This is a genomic window from Shewanella atlantica (assembly GCF_003966265.1).
GTDB lineage: Bacteria > Pseudomonadota > Gammaproteobacteria > Enterobacterales > Shewanellaceae > Shewanella > Shewanella atlantica.
On sequence record NZ_RXNV01000009.1, the window covers coordinates 133,414 to 153,152 of the forward strand.

At 46.7% G+C, this 19,739-nt stretch carries 15 protein-coding genes; 9 read left to right on the top strand and 6 right to left on the bottom strand.

Features of this window, described 5'->3' with window-relative positions; genetic code table 11:
• Window positions 1-326: 326 nt before the first annotated feature.
• Window positions 327-1,007 carry an energy-coupling factor ABC transporter permease gene (locus EKG39_RS17030; protein ID WP_126507181.1) on the bottom strand — a complete coding sequence of 227 codons (681 nt, stop codon included), beginning with the start codon at window positions 1,005-1,007 and terminating at the stop codon, window positions 327-329.
• Window positions 1,008-1,281: 274 nt separating this feature from the next.
• On the opposite strand from EKG39_RS17030, the gene EKG39_RS17035 reads away from it, so the two are divergent.
• The 3 genes from EKG39_RS17035 (at window position 1,282) to EKG39_RS17045 (ending at window position 3,969) form a co-directional block, all read left to right on the top strand.
• Window positions 1,282-2,184: an AraC family transcriptional regulator gene (locus tag EKG39_RS17035; protein ID WP_126507182.1), complete on the top strand. Its 903-nt coding sequence runs from the start codon at window positions 1,282-1,284 to the stop codon at window positions 2,182-2,184.
• A 423-nt stretch (window positions 2,185-2,607) separates the two neighbouring features.
• Window positions 2,608-2,853 carry an HP1242/YdcH family protein gene (locus EKG39_RS17040; protein ID WP_126507183.1) on the top strand — a complete coding sequence of 82 codons (246 nt, stop codon included), beginning with the start codon at window positions 2,608-2,610 and terminating at the stop codon, window positions 2,851-2,853.
• Between the two features lie 219 nt (window positions 2,854-3,072).
• On the top strand, window positions 3,073-3,969 hold the full coding sequence (locus EKG39_RS17045) for a prohibitin family protein (RefSeq protein ID WP_126507184.1): 897 nt from the start codon (window positions 3,073-3,075) through the stop codon (window positions 3,967-3,969).
• 157 nt (window positions 3,970-4,126) lie between these two features.
• Here EKG39_RS17045 and EKG39_RS17050 read toward each other — a convergent pair whose 3' ends face one another.
• Entirely contained in the window at window positions 4,127-4,681 is a 555-nt protein-coding gene (locus EKG39_RS17050) for a porin family protein (RefSeq protein WP_126507185.1), read from the bottom strand.
• A 307-nt stretch (window positions 4,682-4,988) separates the two neighbouring features.
• Window positions 4,989-5,504, bottom strand: a complete 516-nt coding sequence (locus tag EKG39_RS17055; RefSeq protein ID WP_185817641.1) for an Hcp family type VI secretion system effector — start codon at window positions 5,502-5,504, stop codon at window positions 4,989-4,991.
• 391 nt (window positions 5,505-5,895) lie between these two features.
• On the opposite strand from EKG39_RS17055, the gene EKG39_RS17060 reads away from it, so the two are divergent.
• On the top strand, window positions 5,896-6,213 hold the full coding sequence (locus EKG39_RS17060; protein WP_126507187.1) for a DUF1840 domain-containing protein: 318 nt from the start codon (window positions 5,896-5,898) through the stop codon (window positions 6,211-6,213).
• A 166-nt stretch (window positions 6,214-6,379) separates the two neighbouring features.
• The gene (locus EKG39_RS17065; RefSeq protein ID WP_126507188.1) at window positions 6,380-8,452 is read left to right on the top strand and encodes a M13 family metallopeptidase; all 2,073 of its coding nucleotides are present in this window, start codon (window positions 6,380-6,382) and stop codon (window positions 8,450-8,452) included.
• Between the two features lie 207 nt (window positions 8,453-8,659).
• Here EKG39_RS17065 and EKG39_RS17070 read toward each other — a convergent pair whose 3' ends face one another.
• Together EKG39_RS17070 and EKG39_RS17075 are read right to left on the bottom strand one after the other, a co-directional pair.
• The gene (locus EKG39_RS17070) at window positions 8,660-9,937 is read right to left on the bottom strand and encodes an outer membrane protein transport protein (protein WP_246028543.1); all 1,278 of its coding nucleotides are present in this window, start codon (window positions 9,935-9,937) and stop codon (window positions 8,660-8,662) included.
• A 357-nt stretch (window positions 9,938-10,294) separates the two neighbouring features.
• Window positions 10,295-10,543, bottom strand: coding sequence for a hypothetical protein (locus EKG39_RS17075; RefSeq protein ID WP_126507190.1), 249 nt, complete (start codon window positions 10,541-10,543; stop codon window positions 10,295-10,297).
• Window positions 10,544-10,922: 379 nt separating this feature from the next.
• Here EKG39_RS17075 and EKG39_RS17080 point away from each other — a divergent pair, with 379 nt between their 5' ends.
• Both EKG39_RS17080 and EKG39_RS17085 read left to right on the top strand, forming a co-directional pair.
• Window positions 10,923-12,350 (top strand): trypsin-like peptidase domain-containing protein, encoded by a 1,428-nt coding sequence (locus EKG39_RS17080; RefSeq protein WP_126507191.1) that lies wholly within the window; start codon window positions 10,923-10,925, stop codon window positions 12,348-12,350.
• A gap of 321 nt (window positions 12,351-12,671) precedes the next feature.
• A complete protein-coding gene (locus EKG39_RS17085) occupies window positions 12,672-14,891 on the top strand; it encodes a TonB-dependent hemoglobin/transferrin/lactoferrin family receptor (RefSeq protein ID WP_126507192.1) in 2,220 nt (739 codons plus the stop codon).
• Window positions 14,892-15,069: 178 nt separating this feature from the next.
• Here the strand turns inward: EKG39_RS17085 and EKG39_RS17090 are convergent, their stop codons facing one another.
• On the bottom strand, window positions 15,070-16,767 hold the full coding sequence (locus EKG39_RS17090) for a sensor domain-containing diguanylate cyclase (RefSeq protein WP_126507193.1): 1,698 nt from the start codon (window positions 16,765-16,767) through the stop codon (window positions 15,070-15,072).
• 413 nt (window positions 16,768-17,180) lie between these two features.
• Between EKG39_RS17090 and EKG39_RS17095 the strand changes: the two genes are divergently transcribed.
• Both EKG39_RS17095 and EKG39_RS17100 read left to right on the top strand, forming a co-directional pair.
• Entirely contained in the window at window positions 17,181-17,804 is a 624-nt protein-coding gene (locus tag EKG39_RS17095) for an AAA family ATPase (protein ID WP_185817642.1), read from the top strand.
• Between the two features lie 507 nt (window positions 17,805-18,311).
• Window positions 18,312-19,649 carry a hypothetical protein gene (locus EKG39_RS17100; protein WP_126507195.1) on the top strand — a complete coding sequence of 446 codons (1,338 nt, stop codon included), beginning with the start codon at window positions 18,312-18,314 and terminating at the stop codon, window positions 19,647-19,649.
• The last annotated feature ends 90 nt before the right edge of the window (window positions 19,650-19,739 follow it).

Genomic DNA, 19,739 nt, shown 5'->3' on the forward strand with positions numbered 1-19,739 from the left:
ACTTTCCCTTGAGCAACTAAAGCTGCCATGTTTGGGTTTCAGGCAGAAACGGTTCAGTAATATTGTTCCTTAGAAGCACTATCGAAACGAAAGCACCAACAATCTTTTAACATACGTATTCTGGCGGGAACTATAATTGATTAGCGTCACTAACATGTATAAAAAATAACTATTTAGACTTGAAACTTCCCACACAATCACACTTTGGAATCGATTCCAGAGCATGCAAAAGTAAAGAGGCCGTTACTTAATAAGTAGACAAACTGACTGGTACCCCTTTAAACCTGATAGGCTTTTAAAGTTCGATAAGCTATAGCTTATAACTCCTAAAAATAGGTGTTATCGGAGTAGTCATAGAGCCACTGCGGACGGTAGACCACCAGGAAGGTGATAGCCATACCGTTAAGCAGCGCCTCGGGAAACCCGAGTAGTGGGATCAGCACCAGGTAGTTATCCATAAGAAAGGCCCAGTCATAATCCGTCGTCAGCCACAGCCAGACGGACCAGGCGAAGATATGAAACAGGATAGATAGGAAACCGTTGAGAAATGCGCTGCCGAAAATATAGACGAACAGGTGGTGAGGTAAATATTTAAATATCTGGCTGTAGACCCCATAACAGAGAAACAGCGGCAGACCGATAGCCAACAAGCCATAGATCGCAAAATCGAACGGCACCTTGAACATAAAAGTGGCAAAAAACAGCACCGGCAGCAGGGCAACTACAGTCGCCATTCGCCAGCCATACATCAGCATCAAGGTGATCAGCCCCAGAAAGTGAGCATGTATCCCAGGGGTAATACTGGCATCCATCAACCACAAGCCGTTAACGCAAACTGCCACCAGCAACAGCCGTGACTGCCCTGCTTTATCTTTTACCAGCGCCCTGAGATCATCACTCGGCCATATTGCCCACAACCACAGCAGCAACGCGGCTATCGAGAGAAGCTGACCTTTCCCGATACTCCAATCTATCTCGCTAAAGCGTTGCAACAAAAACTCAGTCATGACCAACAAACCTTCAGTGTAAAATCATCCAGGCTCACTGCTAACTTAGATCAATATAGGTTAAGCAGCCACTAAAGAAGAGAAAATAGAACCAAGCAGAATATGTTTATTGCCATATGTTTACACAACTATTGCCTACATGAGGAAGGTTCCGGTATGACATTCAATAGTCGATACCAATGTTGCGATAACCTCTATTTATTAATGGATGAAAATCTGTTTTACTGACGGACAATTTCGTTTCCAACATCCCCCTGAATCACGAGCCTATCCGATGAGAACCGATTACCAGCAGCGATTAAAGCCTGTGATCCGCTACCTTGAGCAAAATTTCAATCAACCGTTGAACTTGCCCGAGGTCGCCTCCAAAGCCAATATCTCCCCCTACCATTTCCATCGGGTATTTAAGGCTGTCACTAACGAGACGCTGGCGGAGTATCTGAGACGTTTAAGGTTGGAGCGTATAGCCACAGATCTCTTCTATAAACAGATTTCAATCACCGAGCTGGCATTGAATAACGGATTCTCAAGTTCTCAAAGCCTGGCCAAGGCATTTAAACAGCGCTTTGGCTTAACACCGAGTGAACTAAGGGAATGTGAAAGCAGCGAGAAACTGTGTCAGTTGATGCGAAATAGCAAGATTGGACACACGCTGCGCAATATCGGAAACGCCAGCCAAGGCGATACTCCCTACCATGGTGATATTGACCAACAAGGGAGAGTCACAATGGAAACCACAACAATTGAAGCCGGTACCTTAGCCTACATTAGAGTTACCGGGCCTTACGGACAGGGATATGAGGAGGCGATGAAAAACCTCTGCATCTGGGCCGGTGCTAAAGGGATTAGCTGTGAGAATGCGATCTTCATCTACCACGATAACCCGGAGATCACCCCGGATGATAAATGCCGTACCGATATCTGCTTCAGGGTACCGGCAGACACTCAGACAAGTGGCCGGGTTGAGCTACAGGCGTTTCCCGGTGGAAGCTATGCCTGTATTCGTCAAACCGTCAAGCAGGTGAACGAGTATGGCCGGGCATGGAATGAACTGATGAAACAGGTTGTCGAAACCGGACTCGAGTCGGATGAGCGCCCCTGCTTCGAGCTATACCATAGCTTCGACCCACAAACATATGTAAGCGATGTCAGTTTCTGCACCGCGATAAAAATCTAGCTGTAATTTATTAACTTAGCATGACAGGCCACAATAGACGGGGAAGCATAATCGCTTCCCTATTTGCTCTATCTCAGGCTTTCTTAAGATATTTTATTTTCGGTTCAGAAGAGCGGATAGAGGCTAACATATTCAAACCAGCAATTGATTTACATCAAACTTCACCCAAAAACCTATGTTCCCATGGCACTTAATGAGTTAAATTTTAATCAGGGTCAGATGCAACTTTCTCTGTACCCTGAGTTCTTAATTGACGTTAGTCGGCCAACCTTATGTGTCGCCTATGAGTTCACGTTAATGCCAACAAAACGATAAACGGATTTTATATAAAGCTTGCTTGCAAACTTGTAATTAACGACAGGGTTAGCTTTACTTATAAAGCGATAACACTGTTTATTAACTACCTAATTAAAAGGGGTTTTTATGTTAGGCGAAGATCACTCTCTTATCAATGAGTTTCCTGAGTACCAAGAAATAATTGTCCAGCTTTCTCAAAGCAACGAATCCTTTGCAAAAGGGGCAAAACATTACGATGCGCTAGACAGAGAAATTCGAGAACTCGAATTAAAGGGCGCGCCCATCGATGATGAATCCATGCATCAACTGAAACATGACAGAGCCGAACTGAAAGATTCACTGTTTCAGCGCTTAGCAATTGAAAAAGCATAGCGCTATTAATTACTAGCGCCTAGCCCAGCTTTAACCGAAAGCTCAAGAATAAGCAGACCTGAGTATAATTCTACTCAGGCCCGCTTATTTTTGTGCCTCATCCACGACACACTTTCAAACCACACTTTCAAAAAGAGCTCGCAACCAAAGCGTTACAAATGTTTCATAAGATTACATTAACTGGTATCTTTGCTCCGCATATTTAGAAAGGATACTCAAATGCTGGAACAAAAGTTAAAGTCCCCCAAATTTTTCAAATCAATCTCAATCGTTAAATTCCTGCCACTTATTTTGCTGGCTATTGCCCTGTTCAACTCTTACTTTATTGTGATTGAAGGCCATGTCGGAGTGGTAAAACGTTTCGGTGAAGCTAAGGGACAGGAGAATCCGGGTTTACACTTTAAGATCCCCTTCATTGAAACCGTCGAGATGATCGAGGTTCGTACACGTAAGAATGCTGAAAAAATGGCGTCGAGCACGAAGGAGCAGATGCCGGTCACCATCGAGGTATCCGTCAACTGGACGGTCAACAAAGAAGCCGCCCTCGATCTATTCAAGCGCTATGGTGGCTTGACTCAGTTCGAACAACGCATTTTAGATCCGCGCTTTCGTTCTGCCACCAAGGATACGATTCCGCAATTCGAAGCCGAACAACTCATTCAAGACAGGGCCAGTGCAATTCAAGGCATAGAACACCGCCTGGCAGAAGAGATGGAAGGCTTCCCGGTTGTGGTAGATAACATACAAATTGAAAATATTATTCTGCCGCAAAAGTACATTAACTCGATTGAGATCAAGCAGACCGAGAAGAACCTCGCGGCGGCAGAGGAGCACAAGCTCGAACGTCAACGCCTCGAAGCCTTAAGAGCGGTCAACACCGCCGATGCCAAAGCAAAAGGAATTTTGAAGATCGCCGAAGCTGAAGCACAATCCATTCTGTTAAAGGGTAAAGCAGAAGCTCAGGCAATCGATGCTAAGGCTAAAGCCCTCAAGAATAATCCATTGATTGTTAAGCTGACAGAAGCGCAAGCTTGGGACGGAAAACTGCCGACCACTATGATGGGTGAAGGCGTGATGCCAATCATGGATATCAGAGATAAGTCAGAGTCGAACTAATCTTTAGCTATATAGCTGAGGTGGAGTTGAGTGGGGTCGAGCCTGACTCCACTAATTACCATAGCGAAAACAAAAAAAGGGATACTTGGGTGAGTATATAGTAGATATCCCTTTTTCATCTTCTATCGCCCCCAGCAAAAAATAGAGGGGGAACCGATTAGAACTGGTAATGCATGCCTAACGCGAAGTTAGAGATATCCATATCGGCGTTTTGTAGTCCATTAGAATACTCTGAGTCCACCTCACCAGTCACAAAATCATAGCCAAGACGAATATTCAGATTCTCAGTCACAGAGGCATTAACCCCTACGCCATAGGCCCAACCGAAGCCGGTGAAATCTTCATTTCGAAAGTAATTAGGTCTTTTAACAACGGCTATAGACGCAATACCGACTTTACCGTATACGGAAAAGGTATCATCGATCTGATAGGTAAACTTAGGCGTAATAGCGAAAGTACCGGCACCGATGTCTGTATAACTGTCACCCAGATCGCCTGAGAGAAACATGTTGGCCTCTAAACCAAACCACTCGTTAAAGTTATACCCACCGTATGCACCAAAGCCTATACCAGATTCACTATCACCAGATTTAGCTTTAAGTTGACCTAAACTGCCACCGACATAGAAGCCGGTGTGGTCATTGGCAGCCAACACATTCGTTGATGCAAAAATAGCTAATAATGATACTGCCGCGATAGAAAGTTTTTTCACAATATTCCCCAAAAAAATTATTTTTCGTTACACCTGTTTAGATGTGGCGCGTAGATTAATGCAAACCAGGTAAAAGAGTTAATCAATTCTGTTGGAATCTAAGCCCTATTCAGCAAGTGTTCAGGTTCAATTAAAGGCTGTTACAAGGGTTCAACACAAGACACATAAAATGCGGGGGAAGTGACACTCTAATATGTAAACTTGCTGTTTTCTATACATAGCAACAAGTATAAAAATGGAGGGGGATGAGTGTTGAAATTGACATGAGGATGGGAACATTGCCTGTCCCCATTTTTCCTACTTTCCACTAGTCTCTATCGTGCTTGCCTTTGACGTATTCAAACTCCACTTTCGAAAAATTAAGACTGATACTCTCCATAGGCACCGTATCTCCGGTACTGTTAGTCCCGGGTCCAACGCTATAACTGGTAACGATAACATCCTTTAATTTATAACGCAGATATGGTTCGCTACCACGTCGTTTCGATGAGACCAAATCGATAATAGCCTCATCAAATTGGACACCATCACAAGAGGCTTGCTGTAATTTTACCGATGACCTATCAAGCTCTCTGACTATGACCACATCCCCAGGAGTGGTATCCCCCCTCGGCGGCAGGTTAAGTTGACATGAGCCGGTATCAGAACCGGTTTGAGCCGTAAAAAGCGGTGAGCTCATCGACTCAATAATGATCCAGTCTTTGTGCTCATTATCTGTCGACTCACCTTTAATATCACCAAGCTTCACATAAGCCGCAGCATTAGCATTCACAGCCATGCCAAGCATCAGAAAAAGTACCAATAACACTTTATAAATATTCATTAAATTCATCTCCAAATCTATTATCACTATTTAAATGTCGAACCTAAGCACTTGAAACCTAAGGGACAAGCACTAGCCCAATTCAATTTATGCATCCTTTCAAAATTCAATCTATCTTCCCTGATATGTCCACCGTTGAAATAACACTGGAGAGTTTGTTACCCGTAGCGGTTTACTTGATATGCACACCTTTGAGTATAGACCAGACAGCGAAATGACTATTATTCGCACTAACAACATCGACTCATTCACACGCAGAGATCTGGCTAAACAAAAAGCTTCATAGTGAAGCCTTTTTACTGGCGGACGATTCAATGCACCTCCATACTGGTGCTATATCCTAAAAGCAGGCAAACTTTTAGCGATTTACCCATATAAGATGAGGGCTCACATGCTGGTTACCTTTAAAACAAAGTACTATTCAAACATCACCCTATTTGGGAATATCGCACTCACGTTTATCAAAATCATGGGCCATGGCGGCACGGTACCGGGAGCCATTCGAGCGGAAGATGTGCCCGCTGCACTGCAAAGATTATCTAAGGCTATCGAGCAGCAGTCGGCTTCCCCAAAACCCGCACCAAGCTCCGGCTATGATGACGATAACGAAGATAATGAGCCGGTGGTAAGTTTAAGACAGCGTGCCCTACCTCTCATCGAGTTGCTGCATTCTGCAGTGGAATCGGAATCAAACGTGATGTGGGAATAATACCCATTGCATTAAATAATTAACCACGCTGAATGATCAGGTACTTAATACTATTGGTATACCTCTCAATCTTTAGTAACAATTCTTTGGTTGACATTTTATGGCAGTCTTAGAATATGGTGCCGATTAATTAACACTCCCCCTTAGCAAGGAAGAACATACAACAATGAATAAATCCTTAATAGCTATTGCCTTAGCCACGACTTTTTTAGCGGGCTGCGGCACTTCAGACATCAACAACAACGAATCGAAGAGCGAAGTCACTAAAGCGGTCTCCGGCAAAGCCGAGCTAGGTAGCTTCGGTGTCGATCTATCGGCGCGCAACGAAGCCGTTAAACCCGGCGATGACTTTTTTATGTATGCCAGCGGTATCTGGTATGACAACTATGTCATGCCTGCCGATAAAACCCGCTTCGGTGCATTTACCGGTTTGGCCGAGCGCAGTGAGAAGCAGGTCAAAGAGATCATCGATGACATCGCTAGTCGCAGCGACCTAAACGATGAAGAGCAACTGATCGCCGAGTTTTATCACTCTTACATGGATACCGACACCATCAACAAGCTCGGTATCACCCCAATCCAAGGTACCTTAGATCAGATAGCATCCATAAAATCTACCGATGATCTAACTAAGGTATTTGGTAATGCCTGGCTCACAGGTGCTAAGTCTCCCATCGGTGGTGGCATGTGGTTTAATCGCCTCGATCCTAATCAGTACGAGATGTCTATCGGCGCCGGCGGCTTAGGTCTGCCCGACCGCTCCTACTACCTCGAGCAGAGCGAACGCTTCGTCAAAATCCGCAGCGCCTATGTTGAGCATATTGCCAAGATGCTGACCTTTGCCGGCATTAAAGACACCAAAGCACGCGCCACTGAGATTTTAGCCTTAGAGACTAAGATGGCCGAGGGTCAATGGCCAAGAGAGAAACGCCGTAACCGCGACCTCACCCTGAATCAGGTAAAACGCGAAGACTTAGCCAAGCAGTACCCAGGCTTTAATTGGGACGCCTACTTCGCTCAAACTGGTTACCAGGTGCCGCAACTGAACATCTCTCAGCCAGAGCCGGTAAAGGCTATGATTGATCTGGTCAATGGAGAGTCTCTCGGCATTTGGCAGGACTACCTGACTTTCCACACCATCAGTAACAATTCTGACCTATTATCTGAAGATATCTACGCCGCCAGCTTTGCATTTTATGGCAAGACCTTAAGCGGTCAGGAGGAACCTAAACCTCGCTGGAAACGTGCCGTTGCAGAGATGTCAGGCACACAGTCTCTGGGCTTTGCCATAGGCAAAGTCTATGTGGCGCGCTACTTCCCTGAGTCATCTAAACAGCAGATGGCTGAGCTGGTTGAAAACCTGCGTACAGCTCTGGGTCAACGAATCGATGGTCTCGACTGGATGGGCGCTGATACCAAGGTCAATGCCCACGCTAAACTGGCTGCATTTACCCCTAAAATTGGATACCCGGATGTATGGCAGGAGTTCGAAGGATTAACGCTATCTGGCGAAGACTTAGTCGGCAACATTGCCCAGCTGCGCCAGTTCTTTAAGGCTGAAAGTGTCGCCAAAGAGCTGAAAAAGACTGACCGTAATCGCTGGGGCATGACGCCACAACGTGTTAACGCCTACTACAACAGCTCATTTAACGAGATTGTCTTCCCGGCTGCCATCCTCCAGCCACCATTCTTTGACCCTAACGCCGACCCGGCCGTTAACTATGGTGGTATCGGTGCCGTTATCGGCCACGAGATGGGACACGGTTTCGACGATCAGGGCTCAAAGTCCGATGCCAATGGCATCCAGCGTAACTGGTGGACAGACGAAGACCGTGCCGCCTTCGACGCTAAAGCGGATAAGTTAGCCGAGCAGTACAGTAAGTACGAGCCTATCCCGGATAACTTCGTCAATGGCCGTAACAGTCTGGGCGAGAACATCGGTGATGTGGGTGGTTTGGCTATGGCTTACCATGCCTATAAACTCAGCCTGAATGGTAAAGAAGCCCCGGTCATAGATGGGGTCACCGGTGATCAGCGCTTCTTCCTGGCATGGGCACAGGTATGGAAAGAGAAACGCACCGAACAGAGCATGCTTAACCAGCTCCGTGGCGGCACTCACGCACCGGGCCGATATCGCGCACAGGCACCACGTAACCACGATGCCTGGTATAAAGCTTTCGATGTTAAGCCAGGTGACGAACTGTATCTACCTGAAGATCAGCGCGTACGTATTTGGTAAAGGCTTTTAGCTTTTAGCTTCGAGGTTCGAGACTTGAGGTTCTAGGTTAATATGATCCATGTAGGAGCGGCTTTAGCCGCGAAGCTTTTAGGGTTCGAAGTTCGAGCTGTAAGCTTTAAATCATAAGCTGTAAGTTTTAAGAAAAATGTAAAAATGCCAGTCAGAATCCTGACTGGCATTTTTTTGCGGTCCCTTTAACTGAAGAATCTAAAAAGTCCGGTTGTATTGCAACCCAACCATCATGGCATTGGCATGACTGGTCGCAGTAAGGTTGGTAGCCAGATAAGTACCACTAGCCATATCTACCGGGATCATAGGTTTCGATTCAACCACACTCACATCTTCGCCCAATACATAGGTAAAACCAAAATCCAAATCGGAGTCTGGCGTTAACCGGTAAGTGAAGCCGGTTGAGAAGAACTGTCGATCGGAATCGGGAACCGAAATAGAGGTAAGCTTATCCTGTGCGCTGGTATCGTACAGATAGCCCGCCCTAAGGGTCCAGTCGCTGTTCAGGTAATAAGTTGCGCCGATAGCGTAGTGCCAGCCATCTTGCCACTGATAGCGATTAAGGGTACCGCTGGTCTCGGCCTCGAGATTTTCAAACACGCTCCAACCTATCCATTGAATGCTGTAATGCAGCGCAAGCTTGCTGTTTTCGAGGTGATGAAAACCGGAGAATTCAGCCATATTCGGCAACGGGATCACTACCGTATCGTCGATTGGGCCGGACTCGGGAAGATAACCTGCGTAGTCGACATCCCCCTCAGTCTCCATCTCAGGACTGTAACGGTAAGACAAACCGAAGCGGTTGTTATCATCGAGCTCATACACGGCGCCAAGATTAAATCCCAATCCAAACCCTTTGGCATCGACGGTCAATAAATTCGTGTCTGTAGGCTGCAGGCTTCTTTTTAGCTTGCCGGTACTGGCAATGATATCGAGTCCGGCACCTATGCTGAAATGCTCACTCATGCGATAGGAGCCCGATAACCCCAGGTTGTAGCTCTTAACTTCACTCATACCGCCATACTCGCCGGCGATGTAATCATCACTATATTCGGTTTTGGTACCAAAATTTGAATACGCGTTAATGCCCCAGGCAAACTTGTCATTGATTGGCATGATAAAGTGAATATTGGGCGCAATGGCGTTGTCGCCGGCATCATCATAATTAGCAGATTGAACCGAACTATCGACGAGTGCCCCCTGGCTATACAGCTCACGGGTATAAAGCGCATCTTTCACTTCGACCATAGAAGTGATGCTGATGAAACCCGCCGACAAAGCGGTCTCATTAAACAGTGCCATGGTGGCAGGGTTACGCGCCATAGAGGATGCGTTATCGGCTATCACCGCATCCCCGGCAAAGGCGCGTCCCAGACCGGCGTTCGATTGCGCGTTTAACTGAAAGCCGGCACAGATTGCCTGCTGTGGTAATAATATCGTTGCGCCAATAATGATTGTTTTGTTCAATCGACTCATCTTTCTCATAGATTGCTAACCTCTGACTCCCGCCCTTTCCGAGCTTATCGAGTTTGGTTTATCGAACTTGGTTTAACGGAGTAAACAAAGCCATATTGGCTGCCACTCAAATTAGAGTAAAAACACTATATTGATAGTATGCGAATATCTACCGCATTAATGAAATTAAGGTCGTATTTTGGACGAAAAAGTAAAAATAATTGTTGAATAGTGAAGCGGGTGTTTCAGATGCGAGGATTTGAGGTGTGAGAATTTGAGGTGCGAGGATATCTCATGACCCGCCTCTTGCCTCTGTGATAATGAGATAGTGGAATGAGGAGATGTCGATTGACCTGACACCTCCGAGGCATATCATACTTAGTGTTTAGTACTGACCCCATTTCGTACCATCTCTTTACCTGTATCGAAGATTTCTTGAGTGATCCAGCGAGCATGAAGCAGTTTATTATTGTTATCGAATACCGCAACGAAGTGGCGTCCGTCTGCGTTGTTGGTAGCCATACCTACGCCGGCAACACCTTCCAGGCCCAAGCCACCATTTTCAACCGACAGTAAAAAGCGTTCCAACTCTTCCAGGTTATCGATAACATTTAATTCGTCATTCATTGTTTAATACTCTTAGTTTTTAACCGACTGCAGGCAGCGCAGCCTCAACGGCAATATGCGGCGTACTCTACAGATCATAGTCGATGATTTGAAGCCCGTAATGGCGACTTAGACAGAATAAGTAACACTCCTTGCCCGCCACCCAGCCATGCAATGAACATATAAAAGGAAGCCAAGCTTGCCACCTCTGAATGCCAATCAGCATGAGAAGCACTATTAATTTTAGTAAATATTTTTCTCCGGGACGAACAGTTTCCCAGAGCAATGAAACAGTTAGAGCAAGGGGGCTACAGGCCAGAGCCAGCGAGCCAAGTGGAGGGCTTCATCACTGACAAAAACAGCTATATTTAATAGAGGGGAAACTACGCAGGTAAAACAGATGAAATACTTCAATCAACTCCTCATAACCCTATCATTAGGGCTTGCCATACTCTCTTCCGCCCAAGCCTTGGCCGTAAGTAAGGCCCCGGAAATTACATCTAAAGGTCAGGTCATAGCAGAGCAGAAACAGGCAATGAAAAACCTACATGGAAAACTTAAAGCATCACTGCGCGCGGCCGAGCGACACACAGTCGAACTGACCAGCAGTGAACTACAAACCTTAACCACACCGGGCATGGATCCCACCGGCCGATACAGGGTCGGCGTACATCGCGCCGTCGGAAAATCGGTCTCCCACGATAACAGGGATCTGATCATCAACATTCCCGGTGCCTATGCTGTTCGACTGGAACTGACCCATGTTAGAGGCGTGGTTGCTGTGTTCAACGAGGCGGGACAGGCATACCAGTATTCACAGGATGGCTTCACCCATACCTTTATCGGTGAGCAGGTGACAGTTCGTGGCGCGGCTCATATAGAGGGCGCAGGTGCCGTTAACAAGGGAGGGAATCTGTGTGACTTCAATGCTTCCTGCGTCGAGAACGCCGAATGTAAAAACATCGGCATGCCAGACAATATTGATGACGTCCGTAACGCCTACGCCAGCATACTATTCAGATCCGGTGGCTTCTATTATGTCTGCTCCGGAGGCCTTGTCGCCGACAGCGACAGCGGTAGTGAAATCCCCTACTTTCTGACCGCTAGGCACTGCGTCAGCAAGGGGCGGGAAGCTAATTCAGTCGAGACCTTCTTTCAATATACTCAGAGCTGTTCTACCGAACCGCAAGATTGTAGTACACAGCCCGACTTCAGCACGGTTGGCTCGAGCATAGTCAAGAGCGGCAGAAAGGGGGACTACTCACTACTTAGGCTCTCGCAGATTCCCCCTTCCGGTTCTGTGTTCTTGGGCTGGAACTCTGACCCAATTGCCTCCACTGATGCCGCCGAACTGTTTCGCATTAGCCATCCGGGCGGTGCACCTCAGGCATACTCAAAACACTGGGTGGATACAGACGCACCAAACTGCAGCTCCTGGCCACGGGGAAACTGGATCTACAGTCGCGATCTATTTGGTGCGACCGAAGGTGGCAGCAGTGGCTCACCTGTGTTAAACAGTAATGCCGAGATCGTGGGTCAACTTAGCGGAGGCTGTGGCTACAATGTCAATGATGTCTGCGACAGCGGCAGTAACGCCACCGTCGATGGCGCTTTCGCGGCTTACTACTCAGATATTTCACAGTACCTCGGAGGTGGCGATCCGGATCCCGGCGGTGATTGTACCGATGCCGATGGAGATGGCTGGTGCGTCGAAGAGGGAGATTGTGATGATAACGATCCACAAGTCAATCCCGGCAGAAACGATCGTGGGCGCAAATGGGGCAATGATGGAAAAGATAATGACTGTAATGGCATTATCGACGGATAAGCACTCTACACTAAGAACTCAAAGCCGCGATAATGCAGTACCGACATAGCCTCAGACAGCCACCAAATATCGGTGGCTGTCTTCCGGGTAGCCCCAAGCTCACTATCGTTCATATTTAACAATAGGTTACACAGCTATTAACAGTCTTAAGATCCGAACATTGCCGTTTAGTTAAAAGTGATCCGCCCTCCCCATATTTTGCTTGTTTTATCTCCAGGTAGCCAGATTTACACATGAACGACAAGACCACACTGGCAAAAGGGTATAAGATATCGCCACCAAAGATAATGATTATCATTACCATGACAATTAAGGTGTACGATGAACAAGCTCCAAGTTAGTGTACTGGCACTGGCAGTCACTGTAGCACTACATGCTCAAGCCGAAGAGATCTCTTTACCATCCAAATCAGAACAGGATTCAGCCGCTGTAAAACCTGAAGTAATAGTTATTTCCGGCTCACGTGTGGAGCAAGAGATAGAACAGGTTGCAGGCTCAATCTTAGTGATAGACGAAGCGGCTATCGAAAAAAGCATGAGTAATGACTTTGGTAGCTTGTTCCGTAACGAATCCGCTGTAGGGGTTAAGGGCGGGGCTGGTAAACCAACCACGGTGACCATTCGTGGTATTGGTGGTAACCGGGTGATGATGGTAAAAGATGGTGTACGAGTCAATAACCAGTATGCCTCTCCACTGGGGCCGGGAGCCGAAGGGACCGGACGTGGACTCACCGAAGTACAGAGCCTGAAGCAAATTGAAGTGGTCAAAGCGGCGGCCTCTACCATGTACGGCTCAGACGCCCTCGGTGGTGTGGTGGTTATGCGTACAAAAGATGCCAGTGATTACTTGATGGGTGATGATAGCTACCTGTCGCTCAACAGCGGCTATAGCGGCATTAATAATGAATACAGCGCCGGTTTTACCGCCGCCAACAGCGTGGGGAGTTTTGAAAATTTACTTACCTACCAGCGCCATGAGGGGGAAGAGACACAAAATTATCAGCAAGACCTACCGGACTCAGAACTGGTGCAGGACAGCATCTTGCTGAAAAGTAAGTACCACTTCAATGAGCATACCTCCCTGCAGCTAAGCGTCGATTACCTTGAGCAGAAACTTGAACGTTGGGAGCCGATGTTTGACGAGAGTTCAGCATTAACTGAGCAGATCGATACCCGGCGCGACACCCAGGTACTTAACGGTGCCTTGCAGCTACGCTCAGATAAATCCAGTTCGCTGCATGATAACCTGACTGTAGTCATGTACTACGGTACGACTAAGCAAAACGAAGATCGTGACTACTACAGTTTTGACGGTAACAAGCAAGCTACCAATGATCGCGCCAGAGAGTACATCTTTGAAGACGAGCGCCTTGGGATCACCAGCACCTTCAATAAATACATAGGTGAAGAAAGCTATGGTCATAACATTACCTACGGAATGGATCTGGAACTTTCGAGCATGTTGCGCCACCGCACCTACGCCGAACAGAATAGCGGAGAATGGCAAGTCACCCACCCCTTCACCTTCGCCGATACCGATAGCCAACGTATCGGTATCTTTGCTCAAGATGACATCAAACTGCTCGATGGAAAACTGAACCTGATAGCTGGGATCCGTTTCGACAACTTCGAGAACACACCTGACAAGTCAACATTGACCTCTGACCAAGACCCGGAAAATTTTGATGCCATGAGTGAAAGCTTCTGGTCACCTAAGCTGGGGCTTATCTATCACATAACCAATGATGTCAGCGTCTACGGGCAGTACACCTATGGCTATAAGATGCCGACCCCGGATCAAAAATGGGGAGAGCTGGTGATCCATGAGCCCGGCATGCCGATGGAGGTACTACTCAAACCCAACTATGATCTGGAGTCAGAACAGAGCAACACCTTCGAAGCTGGCGTTCGTGGCAGCCACAGCGATACCAGCTACGAGCTAACCCTGTTCTACAGTCAGGTAAAAGATTATATAGACTGGCAGTTCCTGGGTATGGAGATGTTCCCCCAGATGAACCTTCAGTACGGCTACTTTAACCGTGAAGAGGTAAAACTATACGGTTTTGAAGCTCAGGTGAGTCAGTGGATAGGCGATAGCTTAGAGCTATGGGGAAACCTATCCTACACCCATGGCGAAGATGAAAACGGCGATTATCTTAATAGTGTCAGCCCTATGCGTGGAACAGTAGGTGCCAACTACTACACCGACCTTGCAGGTATGGAAGCCGATCTGGCCACGGTCGTGCGTTTTGCAGACAAAATGGACCGCACCACTGACCTGGATATTTTTCCGGGGATGGATACATTCAATAGCGTATATAACACCGCTGGCTATGCCGTGGTTGATTTAACCTTAGGTGTGCGGATAAACGAAAGCTGGAAGCTAAGAACCGGCGTGTACAACCTGTTTGATAAAGAGTATATCGACTATGCCGATGTGGCTGGCCAATCGAAATACCTGCTCAATTCACTTGGCACGCCTGATACCAACTTCACTCAACCTGGGCGCTATTTTAATGTTAGCGTGAACTACCAGTTCTAAGACCATTTAAGTGAACGAATGAACAAGTGATGACAGTCTAAATACTAATACTAATACTAGTGCTTAGTCTGTCATCAGACTCTTCATGAAAGCTAGAGGCTGCAACCAGCCAGCGATACCAGCGCCATCATCTTTTCCCGCCGACAATGATTTGAACAGGTTAGCATTTGTGTATATATCAGGCTATCCGGCGTTTATCTTTGCTGCGCTTGTTCTGGTACATACGTTTATCGGCGAGAGCGAGACATTCTGATTGATTGTTACTTTCCCGGGCGTGGGCAACACCATAGCTGATGCCGGACTGGGGCCATTTAGACTGCAGTGCATTTTGACATTGAGTCATCATCCGCTCAATTTCCTCTGTCGCTGACGCCATATCGGCAAGCTCCATATCGGCAGACAGTGGGATATTGAGCAACCAAACAAATTCATCCCCGCCGGTGCGAAACACTTCACCTTTACTATCGAGAGTGTTGGCCATGGTTTTAGCGCCATAGCACAGTAAGGCATCCCCCTGATCATGACCGAGTTTATCGTTAACCTGCTTAATCCCGTCGAAATCAATAAAAGTAATAATGTAATTGCCATCGACTTGGGCCAGCGCTTCGCTCAGGGCATAGCGGTTACCTATGTGAGTAAGGGGATCGATTCGGGCCAGGTAATAGGCGCGGGAGTAGTCTTGTTTTTTTTGCTGTAACCAGGCAGCTAGGGAGAGCAGTATGCAGAAGCAATCGCCGGCTAAGGCTAACAGGACGATGAGCTCCGCATGCTGTTGCCCCGTGAATACATCACTATGAGACAAGATATAGTAGAGCATGGATAGACCATACAATAGGTTACCCAGTAGATAGTACTTAGCCCGAAAATCACTATAAATCAACATTTTCCAGCCTGTAACAATGGCAAGCGGCACCCAGATCAGAGCGATGATATGGGAGATCGTAAATGAGATAGAAAAGCTCAGCAGTGGCATGGTTAAGCCAAAAATCAGACAGACGATGGACACTCCATTGAATAGCTTTGCCAGACGTTTATGCAGAGAGTCAAAGTTAAATAATAGTTTGGTAAACTGGCTGGCTGCGGCGATGGCAAAAGGAAATATTACGACACCGAGATAGGTGGTATTGATGCTCTCGATGTTAAACACATCATCGATTAAGCCCGAGGCCGCCGCCCAGCCTAAACCGTGTAGCCCAATGTAAGCCGAACAGGCAAGAGTGACGGCTAAGCGCGTTTTAACGTACAGGGTTAAGGCGATGGCAGCCAACGTTAGCATTACAGCGATTGAAAAGAGTGTCACCGAGTTGGTGATAAATTGCTTATGGTAAAAACTCGCGCTGTTAATTATCTCGACCGATAGCGGCAGCGCGTAATGCTCGGCTTTAATGTAAAGCCAAAGGAAGCCACTTTCTTGCTGACTCAGAGGCAGTTCAAAAGCCTGAGTGTGCATTAATTTTGGGCTGCTAATGTCGCCATGCTGTGAAAAGTTAATCACGCGGGTATTTACATATTGTTCTGATTGCCAGAAGCCGAGCCCCTGGTCAATAAAATTGGCATTGATTCTGACAAACCAGCTTGCTGCTCCCGCCATCTGGTTATTCAGTTTTAACCGTGCGACATAGGCACCAGAGTGATTAACGATTGAGGTTTCGACGGGGCTCGATGATCGATATAGGTGTTGAAGCGCTTCCAGCGATGCCGGAGGCGAGTCTGGCTCGGCGTCAATTTTGCGCCAACTGTCGATGTCTTGAATGACGATATCTGTAGTTTCTGTGAGTTGCCTCCCCTCCAATGCAAAGCTTGGAAAAGAGGGAAAAAACGTCGCCATCCAGAGCAACAATAATGCCGATACGCACTTAACTGCCATGTTATCCATTTGTTGCCGTTAACTATGTAGCAAGCCTAACATAGTCAACTCTCCTAGAGGTAGGTAATGCATTAAAGAAAAGTGAACCAAGAATCGTTAATCCTTACTCGTCAGAGTATAGATGATGTTCAAAACAAACACGGTTAATCTTATAGGCCCTCTTATTGCTCTTTGATGGGGGATTAAATAGAGAGAGAGTCCAAATTAACAGGGCGGGCAAAGTTGAATCCTGATGCTCGCCTGAATCTCATTCACAGGTAAACTTCCTGCAAGCCAGTGATGCATAAAGAGAGAAAACAAGGAGAACAGATCGAGTTAATATGTCGGTTTCGTGCTCGATAATTTCACAGTACATGCCATAATTGCTTGTAGTAGCTGCTTTTTCTCCGGCCTAACAACCCTGGCCCTTGGCAGAGGTGATGATGAAAAAACAATTAAAAGTAGTGGTAACCGGTGGCCCCGGTGGTGGCAAGACCACGGCGCTCGACCTTTTTCGCCGCGAGCTCGGCGATACGGTTGCTATCGTTCCCGAATCGGCAACCCTGCTCTTTTCCGGTGGTATCCCGAGATCCTCTGATGAACAGGTGATCAAGAATGTTCAAAAGACCATCTTTTCTCTGCAGCAAAATGTAGAAAACATCCAGGAGAAACAATATCCCGACAGGCTACTTATCTGTGACAGAGGCACATTAGATGGTCTGGCCTACTGGCCCGGAACGGAAGATGAGTTTTTTGAAGAGGTAGACTCTACCATTGAAAAAGAGCTGAGTCGTTATGACGCCGTCATCTTCTTCGAATCTGCCGCTGCCAGCGGACGTGACATTCAAAGTAATAACCCCATCAGAAACGAGTCTTCGAAGCAGGCAGCTGCGTTGGACAAGAAGCTACAGAATATATGGTCGCGACACCCCTCTTACTACTTCGTTGGCAATTCAGAATCCTTCGTAAAAAAGATTATGTTCGGGATCATGACCATAGAAAATGTGATCAACAGACACAACGGAGGGTACGTGGGACCAAGCTTTGTGCCCACTTTGTCTAAGTAGCTCTTCCTAAGCGCTCTTTCCTGCTGCTCTGCCCACTTTAAGCATCAAGACTATTGCATGGCCGTTGCCGTAGAAGATAGTCGTTGGTAATAACAGTGCTAGTGTCAGCCTCAAGAATAAGCTTAATACTGAGTCACGTTAATTTTTCAGCGCCAGAGAACTTGAAACCATCGTTTTCGATAACGGCGAAGAACCAATTCGAGTTAGCCTCGGATCATATAAGAAAAAGTTTATTCAGCCCTACTTACTAAACCTTGCTCCCCATACGTTTCTTCATAAACGAACAACTGCTTCCCCTATAAAAAATCTGGCGGGTTTGCCTATGGATATTTGATCTACATCAAGGATTCCCCCCCAACCCGCTTGAAGATAACTTGAGTCCATCTAGGCTTGAATATGACCAAGGTGAGACGACTAAAAAAGTAACTCCTCAGTCACAGCTTTCCATAACCCAAGCTGTCGTTTACCTATAAGGAATAGCTTCTTTAACTATAAGGAAAATATACGATGAGCTTTTTTCAAACTAACCATGAACCATGGACACTAAATTCGATGCTCTCCCGATTGCCACGGCAACTGTTGGTAATTAGCCTTCTTTCGGTCTGCTACCTATTCGCCAATACGGGCCAGGCCCGAGCAGCTGGCAGTGGAGATTGTGGGCAAGTAGCCAACGCAGTAGGAGAAACTGAAACTTCCATTTCATCTTGTATGGGGGAACTACTCGAGTCCCAGGAAAATATGATAGAAGCGGTGGAGGGGGCGCTCCATCAGACGCGTGCACTGAACTTATCCCCTTTCGGTATGCAAAAGAGTGTCATGAACGATGATCTTGGCGACAAAATACAATTCCTTCGTGACGAACATAAACGAGCAAAAGAAGCGAACGACGCGGTGGAAAGTAATGACTATGATGAAATGTTAACCAAGGCCGACCAAGAAAAAGGTAAGAAGTGCAAAACCTCAGATATGCCTTTCTATGAGTCTCTGGCGGAAGATAATTATATTCTGATGGGATATTCCAGCTTTGAGAGTGGAAATGGGAAAAATAAATTAGGTAACGGTAAATGTGACTTTTTCTCGGCGATAAAAGATGACGGCACCGACGTCTGGATAAATGAAAGAGCAGAAAATATGTGTCAGGAAATCTGTGCTGACAAAATTAATACCAATGGCTCAGGAAAATCCAGAAAAGAGGAAAGAAAGCAGAGAGTCGTTGGTCGATTGACCGATGGAATATATACAGCCAAAAGGGCAACTGACACCATTAACGACGTTACGAGGAACCTGACCATACTAGAGAGGCAGTTAATCCCTCTAAACGCTAGCATGTCCACCAAAGATATTTGTGAGTCGGACTTCGATGTCGCAGCCCTGCTTGAAATTATCGCAACAGGTGTCTCCATCGCAAACAGTGCAGTCTCTTTCACGACCGCCGCATTGGAAACAGCAGAAAATAATGTCAAGCCCGCAGCTAATCAGACTGTTGCAGGTTTTAATGCTGGCTCCGCTGTTATTCCATTTGCTCTAGTAGCGGGTATCTCCAAGATGGTTGGAGAAGTCGTCGGGGCCGTCGAGAAAGGGCTCGTTATCGCTGCACAAATTGTATCGGCATCTGCAGACGATACTACCCAACAATGCTTGAAAAGCGTAAGAGATAATGGTGTAGATGTAAAAGCTGATGTGACGAAACTAAAGGCAGATACAGCGTTACTGAAAAATAACGCTGCAAATAACAGCGCTGCTCTGGCACAAGTTCAGCTGGAAATGGAACAACTCAAGCAGTTATTAGAGCAAAACCAACAACTGCTATTAACCCCCCAAGGCAAGCGTGAGGGCTTCAATTAGATTGACGTAAAGGCTGATAATAGACTCAGACAAATATTGCTTTACCGTCATCATGTGGGCACCGAAACGCCTCCTAAGGGGGGCGTTTAA

Bases quoted from the DNA above. Each gene is read 5' to 3' on its own strand.
- EKG39_RS17030 (WP_126507181.1), bottom strand. From the start codon at position 1,007: ATGACTGAGTTTTTGTTGCAACGCTTTAGCGAGATAGATTGGAGTATC.
- EKG39_RS17035 (WP_126507182.1), top strand. From the start codon at position 1,282: ATGAGAACCGATTACCAGCAGCGATTAAAGCCTGTGATCCGCTACCTT.
- EKG39_RS17040 (WP_126507183.1), top strand. From the start codon at position 2,608: ATGTTAGGCGAAGATCACTCTCTTATCAATGAGTTTCCTGAGTACCAA.
- EKG39_RS17045 (WP_126507184.1), top strand. From the start codon at position 3,073: ATGCTGGAACAAAAGTTAAAGTCCCCCAAATTTTTCAAATCAATCTCA.
- EKG39_RS17055 (WP_185817641.1), bottom strand. From the start codon at position 5,504: ATGAATATTTATAAAGTGTTATTGGTACTTTTTCTGATGCTTGGCATG.
- EKG39_RS17060 (WP_126507187.1), top strand. From the start codon at position 5,896: ATGCTGGTTACCTTTAAAACAAAGTACTATTCAAACATCACCCTATTT.
- EKG39_RS17065 (WP_126507188.1), top strand. From the start codon at position 6,380: ATGAATAAATCCTTAATAGCTATTGCCTTAGCCACGACTTTTTTAGCG.
- EKG39_RS17070 (WP_246028543.1), bottom strand. From the start codon at position 9,937: ATGAGTCGATTGAACAAAACAATCATTATTGGCGCAACGATATTATTA.
- EKG39_RS17075 (WP_126507190.1), bottom strand. From the start codon at position 10,543: ATGAATGACGAATTAAATGTTATCGATAACCTGGAAGAGTTGGAACGC.
- EKG39_RS17080 (WP_126507191.1), top strand. From the start codon at position 10,923: ATGAAATACTTCAATCAACTCCTCATAACCCTATCATTAGGGCTTGCC.
- EKG39_RS17085 (WP_126507192.1), top strand. From the start codon at position 12,672: ATGAACAAGCTCCAAGTTAGTGTACTGGCACTGGCAGTCACTGTAGCA.
- EKG39_RS17090 (WP_126507193.1), bottom strand. From the start codon at position 16,767: ATGGATAACATGGCAGTTAAGTGCGTATCGGCATTATTGTTGCTCTGG.
- EKG39_RS17095 (WP_185817642.1), top strand. From the start codon at position 17,181: ATGAAAAAACAATTAAAAGTAGTGGTAACCGGTGGCCCCGGTGGTGGC.
- EKG39_RS17100 (WP_126507195.1), top strand. From the start codon at position 18,312: ATGAGCTTTTTTCAAACTAACCATGAACCATGGACACTAAATTCGATG.